This is a genomic window from Pseudoalteromonas sp. 0802 (assembly GCF_013350085.1).
GTDB lineage: Bacteria > Pseudomonadota > Gammaproteobacteria > Enterobacterales > Alteromonadaceae > Pseudoalteromonas.
Genome location: NZ_JABVXE010000004.1, coordinates 52,333 through 69,931 on the forward strand (window position 1 = coordinate 52,333; position 17,599 = coordinate 69,931).

The window sequence follows — 17,599 nt, forward strand, 5'->3', positions numbered from 1 at the left end:
CCAGCAAGTCACTTTATGCTTTAAGGATATATGTGAATACATGACAACAATCCATAACCATAAGCCGCCAAGGAACAACAATGCGATTAACTGCCTTAATGTTAGCAGCCTTTTCAGGTACTTGCCTAGCACAAACCACAACCGTCAGTTCACCTGATGGGCAGATCAAAGTAACTATCTCAGATGAGCAACACACACCTAGCTACGAAATCAGCTTTGCCGGTAAACAAGTCATTGCTAACTCTTCGTTAGGCCTTGTTTTTAAACAACAACCAGCAATGAGCGAAGGTTACAAAATTAGCAGCCAAACCACTGATTCGGTAAAAAGTAGCTGGGAGCAACCTTGGGGTGAACGCCAAACTGTGGTTGATAACCATAACGAAGTCGCTGTTACCTTTAAAAAGCCACAACCACAAGGTGGCACGTTTACGGTACGTTTTCGTGCTTTTAATGATGGTGTCGGCTTTCGATACGAATTACCAAAACAAGCTGGTTATGATGATGTAGAAATCACTAAAGAGCTTACAGAGTTTGCTATTACAGATTCATCAGATGCAACAGCTTGGTGGATCCCCGCTCGTGGTTGGAACCGTTATGAATATGTTTATAACACCACCCCACTTCATAAAGCGGCACTTGTGCACACACCATTTACTATAAAAAATAAAGAGGGTGTGCATATCAGTATTCACGAAGCTGCCCTTGTTGATTATGCAGGCATGGTTTTAAATCAACGTCGTGATGGTACCTTCCAAGCCGATCTAACACCTTGGTCAGACGGTGTAGCGGTCAAAAAACAAGGCGCATTTAATACTCCTTGGCGTACAATTCAAATTGGTGATGAAGCCGTTGATTTAATCAACTCAGATATCATCTTAAACTTAAACGAACCAAATAAACTGGGTGATGTATCTTGGGTTAAACCGGGTAAATACGTAGGTATTTGGTGGGGTATGCACATCAAAGAAAATTCTTGGGGTAGCGGTAAAATTCATGGTGCAACCACTGCAAACACTAAATATTACATGGACTTCGCTGCTAAATATGGCTTCGATGGCGTGCTAGTCGAAGGCTGGAATATTGGCTGGGATGGCGACTGGTTTTATAACGGTGACGTATTTAGCTTCACACAACCTTACGACGACTTTGATATTGAAGAGCTGACACGTTACGGCAAAGAAAAAGGCGTACAATTAATTGGTCACCACGAAACGTCGGGCAACGTGACCAACTACCGTAACCAAATGGAAGATGCATTTGCGTTATACGAAAAATCAAATGTAAGCCAAGTTAAAACAGGTTATGTCGCTGACGGTGGTAACATCAAGCGCATCGATGAAAACGGTATTGTACGCAAAGAGTGGCACGATGGTCAGTTCATGGTTAATGAATACCTACACAACGTAAAACTTGCTGCAAAACATAAAATTAGTATCAACACTCATGAGCCTGTGAAAGATACCGGCCTACGTCGTACATACCCGAACTGGATTGCTCGTGAAGGTGCCCGTGGTCAAGAGTTTAACGCATGGGGTACACCGCCGAACCCACCAGAGCACATTCCAATGCTAGCTTTCACCCGTATGCTTGCAGGCCCAATGGACTTTACTCCAGGTATTTTTGATATGGGCTTTAACGGTTTAGGTGCTGATACCAACCGCCCACAAACGACCCTAGCGAAGCAATTAGCGCTATACGTTGTAATGTACAGCCCTATTCAAATGGCCGCAGATTTACCACGTAATTATTTAGCGAAGCCAGGTGCATTCCAGTTTATTCAGGATGTACCAACTGATTGGCAACAAAGTATTGCACTACAAGGTGAAGTTGGCGATTTCGTTGTATTTGCACGTAAAGAACGCAAGCGTGATCAATACTCAGGTAACGACTGGTATCTAGGTGCTGTTACAGACGAAAAAGCTCGCACTTTAGAAGTGAAGTTAGACTTCTTAGATAAAGGTAAAAAGTTTGAAGCGCAAATCTACCGTGACGGCGACAAAGCTGAATGGGTAAATAACCCTTACGACTTAAAAGTAGAAAAACGCATAGTGACTGCTGATGATAAGCTAACATTAAAGCTTGCCACCAGCGGCGGCACAGCGATTCGATTTAAAGCAATCTAAGCTAAAAGCTAAAAGCTGTAAGTTTTAAGCTTCAAGTAAAAAAGAGCGCGGCATTTGATGTCGCGTTTTTTTATGGCAATAAAAAAGCAGCCCACTCGGGCTGCTTGAAACTCATAGCTTAAGGCTTAAAGCTAAATACTTTTAAAAAGGCAAATAGATTTGCGCGCTGAGGCCTCCCTCTGGGCGATTAAGTAGTTGTACTCGGCCGCCGTGCATATCGACAATACGTTTTATTATCGCAAGCCCTAAGCCACTGCCTTCGCTACCGCGAGCAGCATCACCTTGTTTAAACGGTTCAAATACAGTTTCAAGTTCGCTTTCAGGGATCCCCGGGCCATGATCGTTAACCACGACCATGGCAAACTTTTTATTACTGCTCACGCGGGTTTCGACCTCTATATCTCCATCTGAATAGCGAATTGCGTTTTCAATCATATTAGTAACAACACGCTTTATTGCTACCATACTCACTGGCACTTCGCTTAAGCTCGGGTTCTCTTTAAAGGTAATAGTGCGGTGATGTTTTTGTTCAGCTTCGACAACTTCAGAAACGATCGCGTTTAAATCTTCTAACTCAAGCTCTTCACGTTTGTGGTGGCGTAAATATTCAATGAATTGGTCAATAATGGCATTCATGTCTTCAATATCATGAATGATCCCTTCACGAAGGTAATCTTCATCGTCCGACATCATTTCGGTGGCAAGGCGAATACGTGTAAGCGGCGTGCGCAAGTCATGGGAAACACCTGCCATTAATAACCGACGGTCGTTCTCAAGAGCTGCAATACCACGCGACATTTGGTTAAACGCACGGGTTACTTCAATCACTTCTGTAGAGCCCTGCTCTTCTAATTTGGTAGAAAAGTCACCCACGCCTACTTTCACAGCCGCTTGTTGCAATGCTTTTAAAGGTCTATTTAGATGGCGGGCAAACAACCACCCACCGAGTACACTTAAAAAGCCAATACTCGATAAATAAAAAGTTAAAAACTTTAAGTTGTTTTCTTGTAGGCCTGTGAGCGGCACACGCACCCAATAACCCGGTGCTTGCGGTGCTTCAACCCAATAAACCAGTGGATCGGTTTGACTAATTCGTACCCGAGCAGAGCCATTAAGCTCTTTCGACATGCTCCGCGATAGCATTGAGTACTCACGAGTTTCAGCTAACCCCTCACTCATCGCTTGGCGCTGGGTCATCACTTCGATGCCGGTGATCTCAAAAAACTTGTCAGAGGCTTCTTTGCTTACCTCAACGCCCTCTTCCCATTCAATAAACACGGTTTTCACCTGTTTAGATAGGATCAGGTTTACTTGTTCTATAGTTGGTTTAACAACATAAAAACTGACCGTGATATAAGAGACAATTTGATTGATTAACAGCAGGGCTGCAACCAAAAATACCGTTTGTCCAAACGCACTACGTGGAAACATGCCCATTACTGTTATTTTTCACCGTCTGGCACAAATACGTAGCCTAAGCCCCATACTGTTTGGATATAACGAGGATTAGCAGCATCCACTTCAATCATACGGCGTAAGCGTGAAACCTGAACATCGATACTGCGCTCAAGCGCACTGTAATCTCGGCCACGCGCTAAGTTCATCAGTTTATCGCGACTAAGCGGTTCACGTGGATGAGTCACTAACGCTTTTAATACCGCAAACTCACCACTGGTTAACGACATTGTTTTATCACCATGGCTCATTTCGCGGGTCGCAAGGTTTAGTGTGAAGTCGCCAAAGCTAATTTCGTTTTCTTCGGCAGCAGGCGCACCTGGCACTTCTTTAGCACGACGACGTAAAATTGCTTTAATACGCGCTAACAGTTCACGTGGGTTGAATGGTTTAGGAATGTAATCATCAGCACCAAGCTCTAAACCGATTATACGGTCAACTTCATCGCCTTTGGCTGTAAGCATTACAATTGGAATGTCATTTTCTTTTTGACGTAAACGACGGCAAATTGATAACCCATCTTCACCTGGCAACATTAAATCTAATACTATCAAATGGAAGTTTTCACGCTCTAATAAGCGATCCATCTGCTCTGAATTTGCTGCTGAGCGAACAATAAAGCCTTGTTCTACAAGGTAACGTTCTAGCAAGCTACGTAAGCGCATATCGTCATCAACAACCAATACTTTTGTCGTTTCGTGTCCCATAACTTTCATTCTTTTTGTAATATGTTACTTATTAATATAAATGAAAAAGTTAAGAATAAAAAACGAATTACGCGCTTAGATTGTTACTGAACATTTCAAAATCCCACTCGACAAAGGGTATACTTTGCGGCTGGTTTTCTTTTTAGGCTGAATAAAATGGCAAAGACAAATTTAATAACCCGAGAAGGGTATCAGCAATTACAACAAGAACATGATTATTTATGGCATGAAAAACGTCCTGAAATTACCAAAATTGTTACTTGGGCAGCAAGCTTAGGCGACCGCTCAGAAAACGCAGATTATCAATTCAACAAACGTGTTTTACGACAGATAGATCGCCGTGTACGCTATCTTCGTAAACGCATGCCAGATCTTAAAATTGTTGACTACAACCCACAGCAAGCGGGTAAAGTGTTTTTTGGTGCTTGGGTCGAAATTGAAAATGAACAAGGCGATACAAAGCGCTTTCGTATTGTCGGCCCCGACGAAATTTACGAGCGCAAAGATTACATTTCGATTGATGCACCTATGGCTCGAGCGCTACTTGGCAAACAGGTAGATGATGATTTTTCGGTGAACACGCCTGAAGGCGCAAAAGAATGGTATATCAATGAGATAACTTATCCGGACGCGAAATAACTTTTGCCAGAAAATTCAGAAAGCGTTAATTAGTGATTGTTTAGTCTAAAAATGTGATCTATAACTAAAGGTACTCAAGATAAATCATTACTTGAGTTTTAGAAGGTAGTAAGTATGTCAAACGCAATACAACGCATAATGAGTAATGCCATTGTATTCGCACTATTAATTAGTGTGAGTTTGATATCTTACGCCAGTGATATAGAAAGCCATTCAGACAGTGTTACGCCAACCGCTCACTTTATTGCGTGTGATAGTGCAGACCCTGCCAACTTAGATACCGACCTCGATAAACATACACCTGCGTTCGTTGCTAATGTAGCCCAACCACTGCCAGATGCACGTGTAGTTTCGTATGTTCACCCTTGTAATAAGGTGTCTGTTTATAGCGCGCACCAGCGAGGGCCACCTGCTTTTTAATTAACTCAAATTTTCTATTTCAGTTTTATTAAAATGTATGGTGACCAAAATGAATAATTTCAAAGAATTACGTCTTCAAGATATCTCTAATGGCGCATTATCTAATGCAGTGAATGAAGTTGAGCCAACACTAGATCTCACTTCTTCAGCTTTAAAAGTACTTAATAGCTTTACTAAAAAAGACCCTTTACGTGCACATTACGGCACCACTATTGTTGATGCTTTAAAGCAAACAAATAGCTGTTGCTCAGATTTTATTTTAGTGGTTGATAGCGAAGATAAACTACTCGGTATCACCTCTAGTGCTGATCTGCAAAGCTCAAAAATTATGATCCTTGCACAGCGCTTGAACTTACACCGTGACGAAATTACCTTACACGATGTAATGACGCCACTTAGCAGCTTAGCTGGTGTGAGCCTACAAAGTATCAGCTACGCAAGTATTGGCGATGCACTGCAAACCATGGAACACCAAGGAATGATGTTCTTATTAGTAACCAGTGCTAAACAAGAAATATGTGGTTTGATTTCAGCTCGAGAGATCGCTAAAAAATTACATATCCCTGTTAATATCAACCCAATTGCTAATGGCTTTAGCGAAGTATTACAGCAGGTTGATCACCCGCACTAAGCGTTAAAATCTGCGTTGTGTAGGACTATTTTTGCAGGCCTTAAAAGCAGTGCTTTTAAGGCCTTCTTATTGTGATATTATTCAGGCAATTAATCTTCAGTTTTACTGATTTTCTATTTTTAAAAAGGTTTATGCATGAGCAATATCTCTGCACGCTTAGCAACAGAGCTAAGTGCCCAGCAACCACAGGTTGTTGCTGCAATCAAATTACTTGATGAAGGTGCCACAGTTCCTTTTATCGCCCGTTATCGTAAAGAAGTAACTGGTGGCTTAGATGACACGCAACTACGTTTACTTGAACAGCGCTTATCGTATTTACGTGAATTAGAAGAACGCCGTAGCTTTATCCTTAATACTATTGAAGAGCAAGGCAAGCTAACAGCCGAACTAAGTGCTGATATTAATAACGCTGACAGTAAAACTGAGCTTGAAGATTTATATCTGCCTTTCAAACCTAAACGTCGTACAAAAGGGCAAATTGCCATTGAAGCGGGTATTGAGCCGCTTGCCGATGCGCTATTTAACAACCCAAGTCTCGACCCTGAACAACAAGCAAGTGACTACATTAATGCTGATGCAGGCTTTGCAGATAATAAAGCAGTGTTAGATGGCGCTAAATTTATCTTAATGGAACGCTTTGCTGAAGACGCCAAACTGCTAGCTAAATTCCGTAGCCATATCGCACAACATGGTCAAATTGAAAGTACTGTAATCGCTGGCCAAGAAAATGAAGGCGTAAAGTACCGCGACTACTTTGAGCATCAAGAACCGCTTAAAAAAGTACCATCACACCGTGCACTTGCTATGCTGCGTGCTCGTAATGAAGGCGTATTACAACTTAGTATCAACCCTGAGCCAAGCGCAGAAAACCCGGCGCAAGTGTGTGCACAAATGATTGCCGATCATTATCGCTTAGATGTTAGCAATTCTGCTGCAAGCAGTTGGTTAATGGGCGTAGTGCAATGGGCATGGAAAATTAAGTTAAGCCTTCACCTTGAGAATGAATTTTTAGGTGCAATGCGCGAAAAAGCAGAAACCGGCGCAATTGACGTTTTTGCTAAGAACTTAAAAGATTTATTAATGGCCGCTCCTGCAGGTCCACGCACCACGTTAGGTCTGGATCCTGGTTTACGTACTGGTTGTAAAATTGCTGTTGTAGATAGCACAGGCAAGCTGTTAACAACACAAACGATTTTCCCGCACGCACCACAAAATCATTGGGATAAATCGCTTCGTACTCTTGAGCAATTATGCCGCCAGCATAAAGTTGAGCTAATCGCTATTGGTAATGGCACGGCTTCACGTGAATCTGACAAATTAGTAGCTGAACTGATTAAAGCCAATACTGAGCTTAAACTTAATAAAGTGATGGTTAGTGAAGCCGGCGCTTCTGTTTATTCGGCATCTGAGTTTGCCGCTAATGAATTCCCTAACCTTGATGTTTCACTACGTGGTGCTGTGTCTATTGCACGCCGCTTACAAGATCCACTTGCTGAGCTGGTAAAAATTGAGCCTAAATCAATCGGTGTAGGTCAATATCAGCACGATGTATCGCAAAGCCAACTTGGTCAAACGCTAACATCAGTGGTTGAAGACTGTGTAAACTCAGTGGGTGTAGACCTAAATATGGCGTCAGTGCCACTACTGACTCGCGTATCTGGCTTAAACAAAACGTTAGCACAAAACATTGTTAGCTACCGTGATGCGAATGGCTCATTTAGCAAACGCTCTGAACTTAAAAAAGTTGAACGTTTAGGGCCTAAAGCCTTTGAACAAGCTGCCGGTTTCTTACGTATCAGCACAGGCTCAGATCCTCTTGATAACTCGTCAGTTCACCCTGAAGCATACCCGGTTGTTAAGCGTATTTGCGAGAAGAACAGCTTAGATGTAAACAGCCTAATTGGTAACTCTGACATCCTAAATAAGCTCGTTGCAAACGACTACACAGACGAAAAATTTGGTTTGCCAACGGTTACCGACATTATCAAAGAACTTGATAAACCGGGTCGTGACCCGCGTCCTGAGTTTAAAACAGCTGAATTTAAAGCCGGTGTTGAAACCATTAACGACCTAAAACCAGGAATGATTTTAGAAGGTGTAGTGTCTAACGTTGCTAACTTTGGTGCCTTCGTTGATGTGGGCGTACACCAAGATGGTTTAGTGCATATTTCTGCGATTACTAACAAGTTTATCTCTGATCCACGTGAAGTGGTTAAAGCTGGCGATATTGTAAAAGTAAAAGTAGTTGAAGTAGATGCTGCTCGTAAACGTATTAGCTTTACCATGCGTTTAGACGATGATGTTGATACCAGCAATAAAGCCGCACCAGCTAGCAAACCTAAGCCTGCTGCGAAAGCGAAAAGTGCACCTAAGCAAAAACGCGAATTTGGCAATGTTGCCATGGGTAATGCCTTTGCAGATGCATTTGCCAATGCAAAAGTGAAAAAATAATAGGCTGTTGGCATAAGTCGAAAAAACCGCGTAAGTGTAAACTTACGCGGTTTTTTTATTTGTATAGCAACTTAATCAGTCTCGTTGCTATGAAAGGCTCAATAAACTGAGCCTTTATCGCTATTACTTACGACGACGAAGTGCAAGTAATGGCAGTAGTAACACAATGAAGTGACCTAATGAGCCGCTTGAAGAACTCTTAGTTTCCGCTTCAGTTTCTGGTGTTACTTGTGAAGCGAATTCACAGCTACCATCATCTTCATTCGCAGTCGCATCATAGTTAGTTGCAGCAGCATCAGTACAACCAAGCTCTACACCATCAGACTCAACCATAAGCAAGAATTCTTTGCTTACTTTGTCTGCTGGGTTAGCTTTGTCTAGCACTGTGACTGTTACCATTGTTTCACCATGGAAATGTGCATCAGGGATTAAGTTAAACGACATTCCGTCAACTTCAGCCGTAACATTCTCACCGGTTACCACTAATTCATTTGGCGACTGGTCTGCATCAACAACCATCACGTCAACACCATCGATACGGCCATTTTCTGCTACCGTCATATCAGCGATGTCGCTCATTTTCAGGTTGCTTTGTACGCCGATTGAGTGCATTAACATACCACCTTCTTGGCTACCTAGTTGGTAATCAAGGGTGATATCTTGCACTGAACCTTTCGCATCAGGCATAACCGTAGCAGTAAAGTTAAACTCAACTTCACTTTGCTCTGGGCCAACATAATCAAAACAGATTACTAAGTCATCTTGTAAGATTTTGCCAAGGTCGTCATAACCAACCACATTGCTTAATGCACCGTCTTTAAAGCCGGCAGTTGTAGAGTAAACACTATCACCACCTTCAATAAAGATAGTCCCTTCATCAACACCTGCGCCTAGGTTATCGTAAGCAAAAATAGCTTCGAACATACCTTCATGGTCATCGATACCACTACGTAAAATCACTTCATAGTCGAACGTGTCACCGGTATTTTTATCAGTCACATTATCGAATTCCATAAATACGAGATCACCTAAGTCAGGACGCTCTTCTTTATACTGAGAAGCAATCGTTAGACCTGTTGGATCCGTTGGATGGCGAAGGTTTTCAATTTCAAACGAGCCACGCCAGAATGGTGCAAGCGCTTCAACTAAGAAACCAGGACCGCGGTGTGCACTCATCATCCACCAAATAGGTGTGAACTGCATTGCACCTGTTGGGTGTAAACGTACTTCGTTATTATTTACTTGGTTGTAAATTTCAAACTTCGCACCCTCTTTATAGAATAACCAATCAATTGGCACATCAAAGAACACATTTGAGCCACCTTCATACCAAGCAGCTTCAGGTTGAATGCCAAAATCACCCCATAAATCGATATATCCCCCTGTTGAGAATTCATCAATCATTGGCGTTTTACACATCTCATTAGTGATGTTGTTAGTTACCACATAATCACGTTGTACGTTACGCGTTGCGTCTTGTGTACCTTGAATAGTTAACGTGTTGCCTTCTACAACTAATGAAGCTTCAACTTCCTCATTGTTTGAAGTTAGCGTTTCAGGCCAAACTTGCATGCCGTCAGGAATCGTCAATGACAATGAATAGTCACGTGCTTTAGATTCATAGTTGGCTTTAAGTTTTACATTAACGTTAACTAAGTCCATAGCGCGAGCAGTGTCTTGGTCAACATTTAAGGTAAGTGCCTCTGCATCACGCTTTAAATTAACCGATGTGAAACCAAGGGTGCCTTCAGCTCCCTCAGCATTACCTAATGCAAAGCCGCCATAATAAACATCATTCGGTTGCGCATCTGGTAAATCCCAATTTACAGCAATTTCATAGTTACCATTGCCGCTGTGCTGCTGTGGCGCTGATACACTGAATTCACCGGTATTTTGCTCTTTAACAATCGCATAATGTGTGACAGTTTGATAGCCAACATCACGAGCACCCGCAAGCGCTGCGGTCGCAAACCAGTATTTACCAGGCTTGGGATCGATAATATTACAATAGTTATCTTCAACACTACTTGAAGAATAACAAATCATTTCTTCATTAAGCGCTTTGATCAGTGCAGTAGAATCTTCCGCAACCTCTTCATCAGACACCATGAATGAGCCACTTTCATTAGCATCATAACCCACTATTAAGTGTGCTTTTTTCATTTGCCAGCGAGGCTCAGCAAGATCTTCTAAATCTGTAGTTTGCTCGGTAGATGCAACTTTAACCATTAAGCGTTTTGTACCTTCTGGTACTTCAAATGCCTGGATATCCCATGCTTTTTCTACGCGATCTTTTGTCACATAAGGTGCAACACCTAAGATATTTGCGGTAATCTCCGTTGGTTTTACTAGACCATAATAAGTCGGCGTAAATTCACTGTAGCTATCGGTATTAACAACGATTGATTCTGATGCACTTGCACGTGCCATATCGATATCAACCATGGTTGGTAGCTCATCAATGACGTTTTTCGCAACTAATGTGAAATGAGCATCAGGCGAGTCACCATCAGTGTTCTTGAATAACACTTTACCGTTGAACCAAGCATCTTTATTTAAGATATTGTCCCAAGGCGCACCTTCTTCAACAGGATCAAGCTTAGATTCGATGATATTTGGCAACTTCATAGTAACCATCACATCCTGTGTTTCACCAGCTTGAAGTGTGAAATTACTTGGTGTTACGCTAACTTCTACACCAAAGCTTTCTTCTTCACCTTCAACAGCCCAACCATAAGCAGTTGCATCCCAAGTACCATCTTTTGTTGCCTTAACTGTACGCATCCACGTACATTCAAGTTCGCAGTCTTGGTTAACTAACGAAGGTAGGTTAAGCCACTCTACTAAACCACCATTGCGCGGGTTCGCATCATGATAGTTTTCAATAGTCTCATCCATGATAAGACCCGCATTGGCAGCTTGTGCTACGTCAATCGCACCGCCACCAGCCATGAAGTTGTAGTATGGGTCAATTAAAGTAACGCCGTTAGAAATACGTACTTTATTTGCCGTCATCATTAGTGCTGATTGAATTTCTGCTGGCGTCCAATCTGGGTGCATTTGCATAAGTAGCGTCATTGCACCAGTAACATGTGGCGTAGCCATTGAAGTACCGCTCATGAAAGTCCAATCAGATGCACGAGGATTAGCTGTAAATGGCTGGTCATCGGCATTCGCTGCATAAATATCCACACCTGGTGCCGTCACATCTGGAACAAGGTTATTGATGTAATAACTTGGCCCCATTGAGCTAAAGATCGCAAGTTCATTACCTGCTTCTTCATCAAATGAATAGTTATTTTCTGGCTCGCCAATTGTCGCAATAGCAGCGCCATCTGGGTTAGCATTAACCCAATTACGAATTGTATAGCGTGCGTTTGCTGGTAGGTGAATACCTGGGATCACATAATTATCAGCAACAATATTTTCTGCCGAACTAATGTTTTGCAAAATGAAGCCACCTGCTCCACCAGCTGCCACGTTCTTAGCTTTATCTACACGCGCGATGTCACCACGTAAACATACTACAATTTGGTCAGCCGTAAACGTGCCTGCTGGGAAAGGGGCATTACAGCTTGCAGCATCGTAATCATCATTTTCATTCGGGTCATCGTATTTTTCAGCAAGTACAACTTCACCTGTGATACCGCCAGAGAAACTCTTACCTGTATACTCACCAGCAAAAGGCGCGCGAGTGCCTTGGAAGTTATTGATGGTTTTAGCACCTAGGTCCATTACACGATCATGGGTTGATGCGCCTACTGTGGTTACCCAAGGCGAAGTATGATCCGCAGACATATAATATGGGCCTGAGTTACCCGCTGCTGCTGCTACTGAAATACCTGCTTCACGCGCACTTAAGAAAGCCATTTCCATTGGGTCTTCCCACGGGAAGCTTTCACCACCACCTATTGAGAAGTTGATTGCATCTACACCATCTTCAATTGCATCTTCAAATGCAGATAAGATAGCTGACTCAGGACAGCCTGAGTATAGATCCCCCGAGTTTCCTGCATAACACACTTGGTACGAAATAATGTGTGCACGAGGTGCCACACCACTGGTACTTTCAAACGTAAATGGTAAGTTTTCACCATCACTTACTTTTTCACCGGTTGCAGCTTGAAGCGGCGTGTTTTCGATGTAATTACCCGCCGTAGTGCTTGCTGTGTGAGAGCCATGACCATTATAGTCTTCACCATTTTCAGGGCGGCGATCTGCACGTGCAAATTGATAATCAGCATTCATTGCAGTGATTTCTGGGTATGAGCGAACACCAATTAGCTTGTCATTACATAGCTCAGGTTCTTCCTCACAGTCGCCAGCGAAGTTACCTGCGCCTAGTGGATTTTTCTCACTGTATTGTTCGTCGCTAGCAAATGCAGGATGGTCTGTATTGATACCTGTATCAATAATACCTACAACCATACCTTCACCTTTAACACCTACCGATGAAGCCGGTGTTGCACCCTGCCATAATTGATCAGCACCAATAAACTCAGGACCACGGTCTGTGCGTAATTCAAAAATACGGTTAGGAGTAATACGCTTTACGCCTGATTGTGTCGCAAGTAGCTCTGCATCAGCTTGTGTCATTTCGACCACTACCGCGTTATTTGCAAGAGTAAATTGCTTTTTAATCGCAATATTGGCACCTATTGCACGCGCCTTACTTAATACTGCTGTTTGACGTTGCTTTAAAAAACCTTGATACGCGCGCACACTTTGCGACGCTGTATCAATACGCTCTTTAACCATTAAAGAGCGAGATTCAGTAATAGCTGTAGCGCTGAAACCTTGAATATCACCTTGATAACTTGCCACTGGCTCATCATGCATTTGCACAATGTAAGTTTGAATGCCTGTCACCCCATCTTGAGGTTGAAAAACATGTTCCGGCTGCTGACTTTGATAGTGCTGGTTTAAGCGTTGAGCACTCCCTTTGAGCAAGCTTGGATGATCTTCGATTTGTTTTTCTTGTTGATAATTCGCGATATCTTCAGCTGTAAATGTTGGCTGATAAAAGCCTTTATCTGACACTTTGTTAAAGCCAGGCTCTGCCGCAGCATAGCCTGTAGCGCCGACATACAAGGCTGTAAGTACGGCGACTGAACTTTTCTTCAAGTGTGCGATTTTCTTATTGCAAGGTTGCATATGATTCCCACTGATTTAATTCTAAACAGCTCATAAATTGTTTGAGCTGACACACTAAATTATTTAGCAGGCAAACATATACAGAGGGGGGGGTTACATGGTCAAACCGACCCGTACACACTTGAGACACAAAATTAACATTAAATAAACACCAGAGCGGTAAAAATAAACGCATTGCAGGATATTTATACAAAATGTAGCGTTTTGTACAAAATACGATTACAGAAACAAAGTGAGTAGTGAAAACAGCTAGGAAAAGGCATCCCTAGCTGCTAAAAAATTAGAAGTTATAACGAACCGAAAGTGCAAGGTCTGAGTAATCATTTGCATCACGATAGCTTGCGCTTATCAGCCAAGCTGGTGTAAAGGCATAGTTTGCCCCCACATGAAATACAGCATTATTTTCGCTCTCTTCGTCGTGCAAACGCTCGTAGCCAACGCCAGCGTTGATCTCAAATGAATCAGTTAATAGATGTCTGATTTGCGCGTTAGCAGACAAAATATCTGCGGTTTCTGAATCAGAACCACTCTGTGAAAAGCTATTAAAAGTTTGATCTTGATATGATACGACTTCTTTAAAGTCAAAATCTGATTCTATTTTTAACTGGCCAATCTTTGCAGAAAAATCAACTTTAGTGCGATCTGATAGCGAATAAATATAGCCTAAACCAATTTCGTAACGGGTCATATCGATATCATAGTCGTAAGAATAAGATACGAGTGTGTCACCTAAATAATTATTATTGCTATCGTAAACACCCGAACCACTGAAATCGGAACGTGATGTTAAATCGTCATTTAAAATTGAATAGTGGCCTGTTACATACCAGTTCTCAGCAAACTGTTTACTGAAGCTAAAACCAAAGCCTTTCAGAGATAACTCATCGATATCATCAATTTCTGTCTTTTTATATCCAGCTTCAACATAGTCATAGCTTAATGGTGAAGTGTTTTCTGCCATTACAGCAGTAGAAGCAAGTGACAACGCGCAAGCAAGAAGAGTGAATTTCATTGTTTAATCATCCTAATTATAAATCGTGGACAATCTACCAAAGCGAGCAAGGACCCGCAATGGAAACAATATTCGTTTTTGTAGTCTAAATGTAAGAAACTGTTAGAGTCATTAAAAAATTAAGTGAGTAGTTATGTAGTATTTAAACTTCGTTAGCGACAAGTTTTAGCCACAAAGTGATTAACTGATACTGTTAATTAATATTAGTTAAATAAAGGCAGAGAACTGGTTTTGGTTCGTGGGCGAGGTAGCCGCTTGATAAAAATTAGCAATACGTGCGGCACGCTCGTCTACTTCAACATCACGCTTTGCTGTTTTGGTTTCGCTGGTTTGAGTAGCACTATCTTCGGCATACTCACTGTTTATTTTGAAGGTCGATTTGCCTGAGTCAGCATCGTCATCAACTGATTGACTGGCAAGCTCAGCTTGCGCTGCCATAAGCTTTTGTGTGGCATCGGCAGCAATTGAGCGATCAGCACTTGAAGGCTCTTGAGGTGCAAGCGCAGCTGCACGCACCGTCTGCATTTTTTCAATTGTAGCTTTTGGGTCACCTTTAATTTCAGCAACATCAATTTGCACCTCGCCGCCCACGGCATAGTTTGTACCATCTGGGCCGCGTTGATACTCATAGCTTGGTGAGCCAGCATATTGCCCTCCTACCGCTGCATGCGCTTGTTCATGAATACGCACTTCGGTATCGCGGGCTTTTAGCTCTTTAATTTGCTCAGTGTCTTGTTGCTCTTGCTCTGCAACCTTTTGCTCTTTTTGCTGCTCTTGTTTAGCTTCTTGCTGTTCTTGCTCTGATTGTTCAGGCTCGCCTTGTTCGCTACCTTGTTGGCGCTCTTCAATCACTTTGTCTTCAGCTAGACGACCTTTAGCATCATACGTACCAGCTTCAGAACCTGGCTGCTTGGTTTTGTCGCCATCATTCAAGGTTTTATTTTCTGCGTTACTCGGCTTGGTAGCAGCAGGAGGTGGGATCACTTCACGTAACTGATTATCACGGCGAGCACTTTCAGTGTGCACATTCGCTGTGTTGATATTAATCGAAGGAAACGGAGTGACGATATTCATAAGTACTAAACTTTAATATCTATTAATGTACCCAGCACTTCATCAGCAGTCTGAATCGTGTTGATATTAGCTTTTGCATTAAACTCTTCAACTTTTAAATTAACAAGCGACTCATCGATTGGGGCAGGTTGTGAAACTGGCGGAGTTACAGCTTCATTTGGAGTTGCCGCTTGTAATTGGCGTTGTTGAGCTAATTGGGCATCATCTTGCTGATCAATTGAGGCACGGCTAATCTCAGCGCTCGCCTTTTCGATACCTTGGCTTGCACGGTTATAACCTTCTACCGCATTATTAAAAACAGAACTGATTGGCATAACACCCTCCAACAGTGAGATCTACCCGTTAAGTATCGCTCATAAAACGAGCAAAATAAAGCTAAATCCCGCTATTTTTCTGGCCTCTCAGCGAGTTTTGCTTAACACATTGATTTCAGTGCTGATATAAATGCCGCTTTATGTGAAATAAAAGGCGCGTGTGAGGCCTTATCTAAAACTTCATATTCAAACTGAGGTTGTAAGGCATGCATTTTTTCAATCGCTCGATAAGGTACTAATGAATCTAAGCGACCGAAAATACCACGCACAGGTACGCTAAGGTTAGCGAATAGTTCCCGTAAATCATCCTGCTGTAAAATGTCTAAGCCCGCACTTAAAGCTTGCTCTTGAGGCGCTGGGTATTGGTTTAAAAGTGCTTTAAGTTGCTTAATGTCATCTCGCGCTGATTCACTGCCCATCGCTTGTATCGCCAAAAACCGTTCTATCGTTTTTTCTCTATGGCTAACCAGCTGATCTTTAAATGCATTTAATACGTCAGGTTTGATACCCGGCCATTCGTCGGTTTGCGCAAAAAAGGGGGTTGAGGCAACCAATACAACCTTTGCGACTTTGTCAGGCCAATGTGCTGCAATATACAAGGCAAAAAGCCCGCCCAACGACCAGCCAACAAGAATAGACTTTTCATTTAGCTGTGTACTTAGTTGCTCAGCTGCAGCGTGCAAAGTGTAAGGTGTGGGAATAGACTGTGCGTTACCAAAGCCAGGTAAATCGAGGCAACGGACTTCACCATCATGACAAAACTCTAGCTCAGGTTTGATCACTTGCCAAACCCCTTGGTTCATTCCCCAGCCATGTAATAGCACCATCTCATTTTGCATATTTTGTATTTCCCAACCACACTTAGCGCTCATAATAGCGTTTAAAGGAATGAATGCAATGTCTCACTTACCTCACACCTTAAAACTAGGGCTAGACGCACTATTCCCCAACTTTTGCATTAGCTGCCAGAATCACATACAGACTGATCAAGCTTTGTGTCAGTATTGTTTAGATGACCTCAATTTATTTGACCTTACACACCATCCAAACCTGTTACATCGACCTGATATCTGTGATGCATTTCCTGATAGTAATTTTGATCATCTAATTGCCTGTGCTTGGTATCAAGCGCCTTTTAAACTTTGGCTCAAGCAATTGAAGTTTAATGACCAGCAGTATTTTCGTGTGGCGCTACAACAAGTAATACAGAGGCAGCTGCAATTAGCTCATCAAGTTAATTCAAGTTGGCCCGATCTTTTTATTGTGCTACCACTACATAATCAACGCTTTTTAGCGCGCGGCTTTAATCAGGTAAGCCAAACTTGGCTGCCTGTTTTGAAAAACCAGCAATGTACTGTTAGCTCAGCTCTTTACAAGCAAAAAGCAACCAAAGCGCAATCACAGTTAAGTAAAGCGAAGAGAGTTAAAAATCTACAAAATGCCTTTGTTTGTCAGCAAGATTTAACAGGAAAAACCGTGGCTATTATTGATGATGTGATGACCTCTGGCGCAACCATAAATGCTGCGACAGAAGCCATAAAACATGCAGGGGCAAAGCAAGTATGGGCTATGCTCACTTGCCTAACGGGGTTAGGCAACCTGCATTATAATTAATTGTG

At 42.3% G+C, this 17,599-nt stretch carries 13 protein-coding genes; 6 read left to right on the plus strand and 7 right to left on the minus strand.

The annotated features are described in order from the left end of the window. The first annotated feature begins 80 nt into the window (after nucleotides 1–80). Nucleotides 81–2,123 carry a glycoside hydrolase family 97 protein gene (locus HUS61_RS09595; protein WP_175082996.1) on the plus strand — a complete coding sequence of 681 codons (2,043 nt, stop codon included), beginning with the start codon at nucleotides 81–83 and terminating at the stop codon, nucleotides 2,121–2,123. Nucleotides 2,124–2,264: 141 nt separating this feature from the next. On the opposite strand, the gene envZ is transcribed toward HUS61_RS09595, so the two are convergent. After that, entirely contained in the window at nucleotides 2,265–3,560 is a 1,296-nt protein-coding gene (gene envZ / locus HUS61_RS09600) for a two-component system sensor histidine kinase EnvZ (protein ID WP_054562852.1), read from the minus strand. 5 nt (nucleotides 3,561–3,565) lie between these two features. Then, complete coding sequence (gene ompR / locus HUS61_RS09605) at nucleotides 3,566–4,285, minus strand: two-component system response regulator OmpR (protein ID WP_054554428.1); 720 nt, start codon at nucleotides 4,283–4,285, stop codon at nucleotides 3,566–3,568. A 156-nt stretch (nucleotides 4,286–4,441) separates the two neighbouring features. On the opposite strand from ompR, the gene greB reads away from it, so the two are divergent. The 4 genes from greB (at nucleotide 4,442) to HUS61_RS09625 (ending at nucleotide 8,426) form a co-directional block, all read left to right on the plus strand. Then, nucleotides 4,442–4,924: a transcription elongation factor GreB gene (greB, locus tag HUS61_RS09610; RefSeq protein WP_063528319.1), complete on the plus strand. Its 483-nt coding sequence runs from the start codon at nucleotides 4,442–4,444 to the stop codon at nucleotides 4,922–4,924. Between the two features lie 114 nt (nucleotides 4,925–5,038). After that, on the plus strand, nucleotides 5,039–5,344 hold the full coding sequence (locus HUS61_RS09615) for a hypothetical protein (protein WP_054562854.1): 306 nt from the start codon (nucleotides 5,039–5,041) through the stop codon (nucleotides 5,342–5,344). A gap of 49 nt (nucleotides 5,345–5,393) precedes the next feature. Next, entirely contained in the window at nucleotides 5,394–5,975 is a 582-nt protein-coding gene (locus HUS61_RS09620; RefSeq protein ID WP_058586152.1) for a CBS domain-containing protein, read from the plus strand. 135 nt (nucleotides 5,976–6,110) lie between these two features. Then, nucleotides 6,111–8,426 (plus strand): Tex family protein, encoded by a 2,316-nt coding sequence (locus tag HUS61_RS09625; RefSeq protein WP_175082997.1) that lies wholly within the window; start codon nucleotides 6,111–6,113, stop codon nucleotides 8,424–8,426. Nucleotides 8,427–8,549: 123 nt separating this feature from the next. On the opposite strand, the gene HUS61_RS09630 is transcribed toward HUS61_RS09625, so the two are convergent. The 5 genes from HUS61_RS09630 to bioH form a co-directional block, all read right to left on the minus strand. After that, a complete protein-coding gene (locus HUS61_RS09630; RefSeq protein WP_175082998.1) occupies nucleotides 8,550–13,580 on the minus strand; it encodes a S8 family serine peptidase in 5,031 nt (1,676 codons plus the stop codon). A 280-nt stretch (nucleotides 13,581–13,860) separates the two neighbouring features. Further along, nucleotides 13,861–14,592 (minus strand): outer membrane beta-barrel protein, encoded by a 732-nt coding sequence (locus tag HUS61_RS09635; RefSeq protein ID WP_175082999.1) that lies wholly within the window; start codon nucleotides 14,590–14,592, stop codon nucleotides 13,861–13,863. 207 nt (nucleotides 14,593–14,799) lie between these two features. Further along, nucleotides 14,800–15,666 carry a putative metalloprotease CJM1_0395 family protein gene (locus tag HUS61_RS09640; RefSeq protein ID WP_175083000.1) on the minus strand — a complete coding sequence of 289 codons (867 nt, stop codon included), beginning with the start codon at nucleotides 15,664–15,666 and terminating at the stop codon, nucleotides 14,800–14,802. A 5-nt stretch (nucleotides 15,667–15,671) separates the two neighbouring features. Next, on the minus strand, nucleotides 15,672–15,980 hold the full coding sequence (locus tag HUS61_RS09645; protein WP_054554434.1) for a hypothetical protein: 309 nt from the start codon (nucleotides 15,978–15,980) through the stop codon (nucleotides 15,672–15,674). Nucleotides 15,981–16,081: 101 nt separating this feature from the next. After that, complete coding sequence (gene bioH, locus HUS61_RS09650) at nucleotides 16,082–16,819, minus strand: pimeloyl-ACP methyl ester esterase BioH (RefSeq protein WP_175083001.1); 738 nt, start codon at nucleotides 16,817–16,819, stop codon at nucleotides 16,082–16,084. Nucleotides 16,820–16,877: 58 nt separating this feature from the next. On the opposite strand from bioH, the gene HUS61_RS09655 reads away from it, so the two are divergent. Further along, nucleotides 16,878–17,594 (plus strand): ComF family protein, encoded by a 717-nt coding sequence (locus HUS61_RS09655; protein WP_175083002.1) that lies wholly within the window; start codon nucleotides 16,878–16,880, stop codon nucleotides 17,592–17,594. Nucleotides 17,595–17,599: the final 5 nt, after the last annotated feature.

Coding starts and splice junctions, on each gene's coding strand:
- HUS61_RS09595 (WP_175082996.1), top strand. CDS start 81: ATGCGATTAACTGCCTTAATGTTAGCAGCCTTTTCAGGTACTTGCCTA.
- envZ (WP_054562852.1), bottom strand. CDS start 3,560: ATGGGCATGTTTCCACGTAGTGCGTTTGGACAAACGGTATTTTTGGTT.
- ompR (WP_054554428.1), bottom strand. CDS start 4,285: ATGGGACACGAAACGACAAAAGTATTGGTTGTTGATGACGATATGCGC.
- greB (WP_063528319.1), top strand. CDS start 4,442: ATGGCAAAGACAAATTTAATAACCCGAGAAGGGTATCAGCAATTACAA.
- HUS61_RS09615 (WP_054562854.1), top strand. CDS start 5,039: ATGTCAAACGCAATACAACGCATAATGAGTAATGCCATTGTATTCGCA.
- HUS61_RS09620 (WP_058586152.1), top strand. CDS start 5,394: ATGAATAATTTCAAAGAATTACGTCTTCAAGATATCTCTAATGGCGCA.
- HUS61_RS09625 (WP_175082997.1), top strand. CDS start 6,111: ATGAGCAATATCTCTGCACGCTTAGCAACAGAGCTAAGTGCCCAGCAA.
- HUS61_RS09630 (WP_175082998.1), bottom strand. CDS start 13,580: ATGCAACCTTGCAATAAGAAAATCGCACACTTGAAGAAAAGTTCAGTC.
- HUS61_RS09635 (WP_175082999.1), bottom strand. CDS start 14,592: ATGAAATTCACTCTTCTTGCTTGCGCGTTGTCACTTGCTTCTACTGCT.
- HUS61_RS09640 (WP_175083000.1), bottom strand. CDS start 15,666: ATGAATATCGTCACTCCGTTTCCTTCGATTAATATCAACACAGCGAAT.
- HUS61_RS09645 (WP_054554434.1), bottom strand. CDS start 15,980: ATGCCAATCAGTTCTGTTTTTAATAATGCGGTAGAAGGTTATAACCGT.
- bioH (WP_175083001.1), bottom strand. CDS start 16,819: ATGCAAAATGAGATGGTGCTATTACATGGCTGGGGAATGAACCAAGGG.
- HUS61_RS09655 (WP_175083002.1), top strand. CDS start 16,878: ATGTCTCACTTACCTCACACCTTAAAACTAGGGCTAGACGCACTATTC.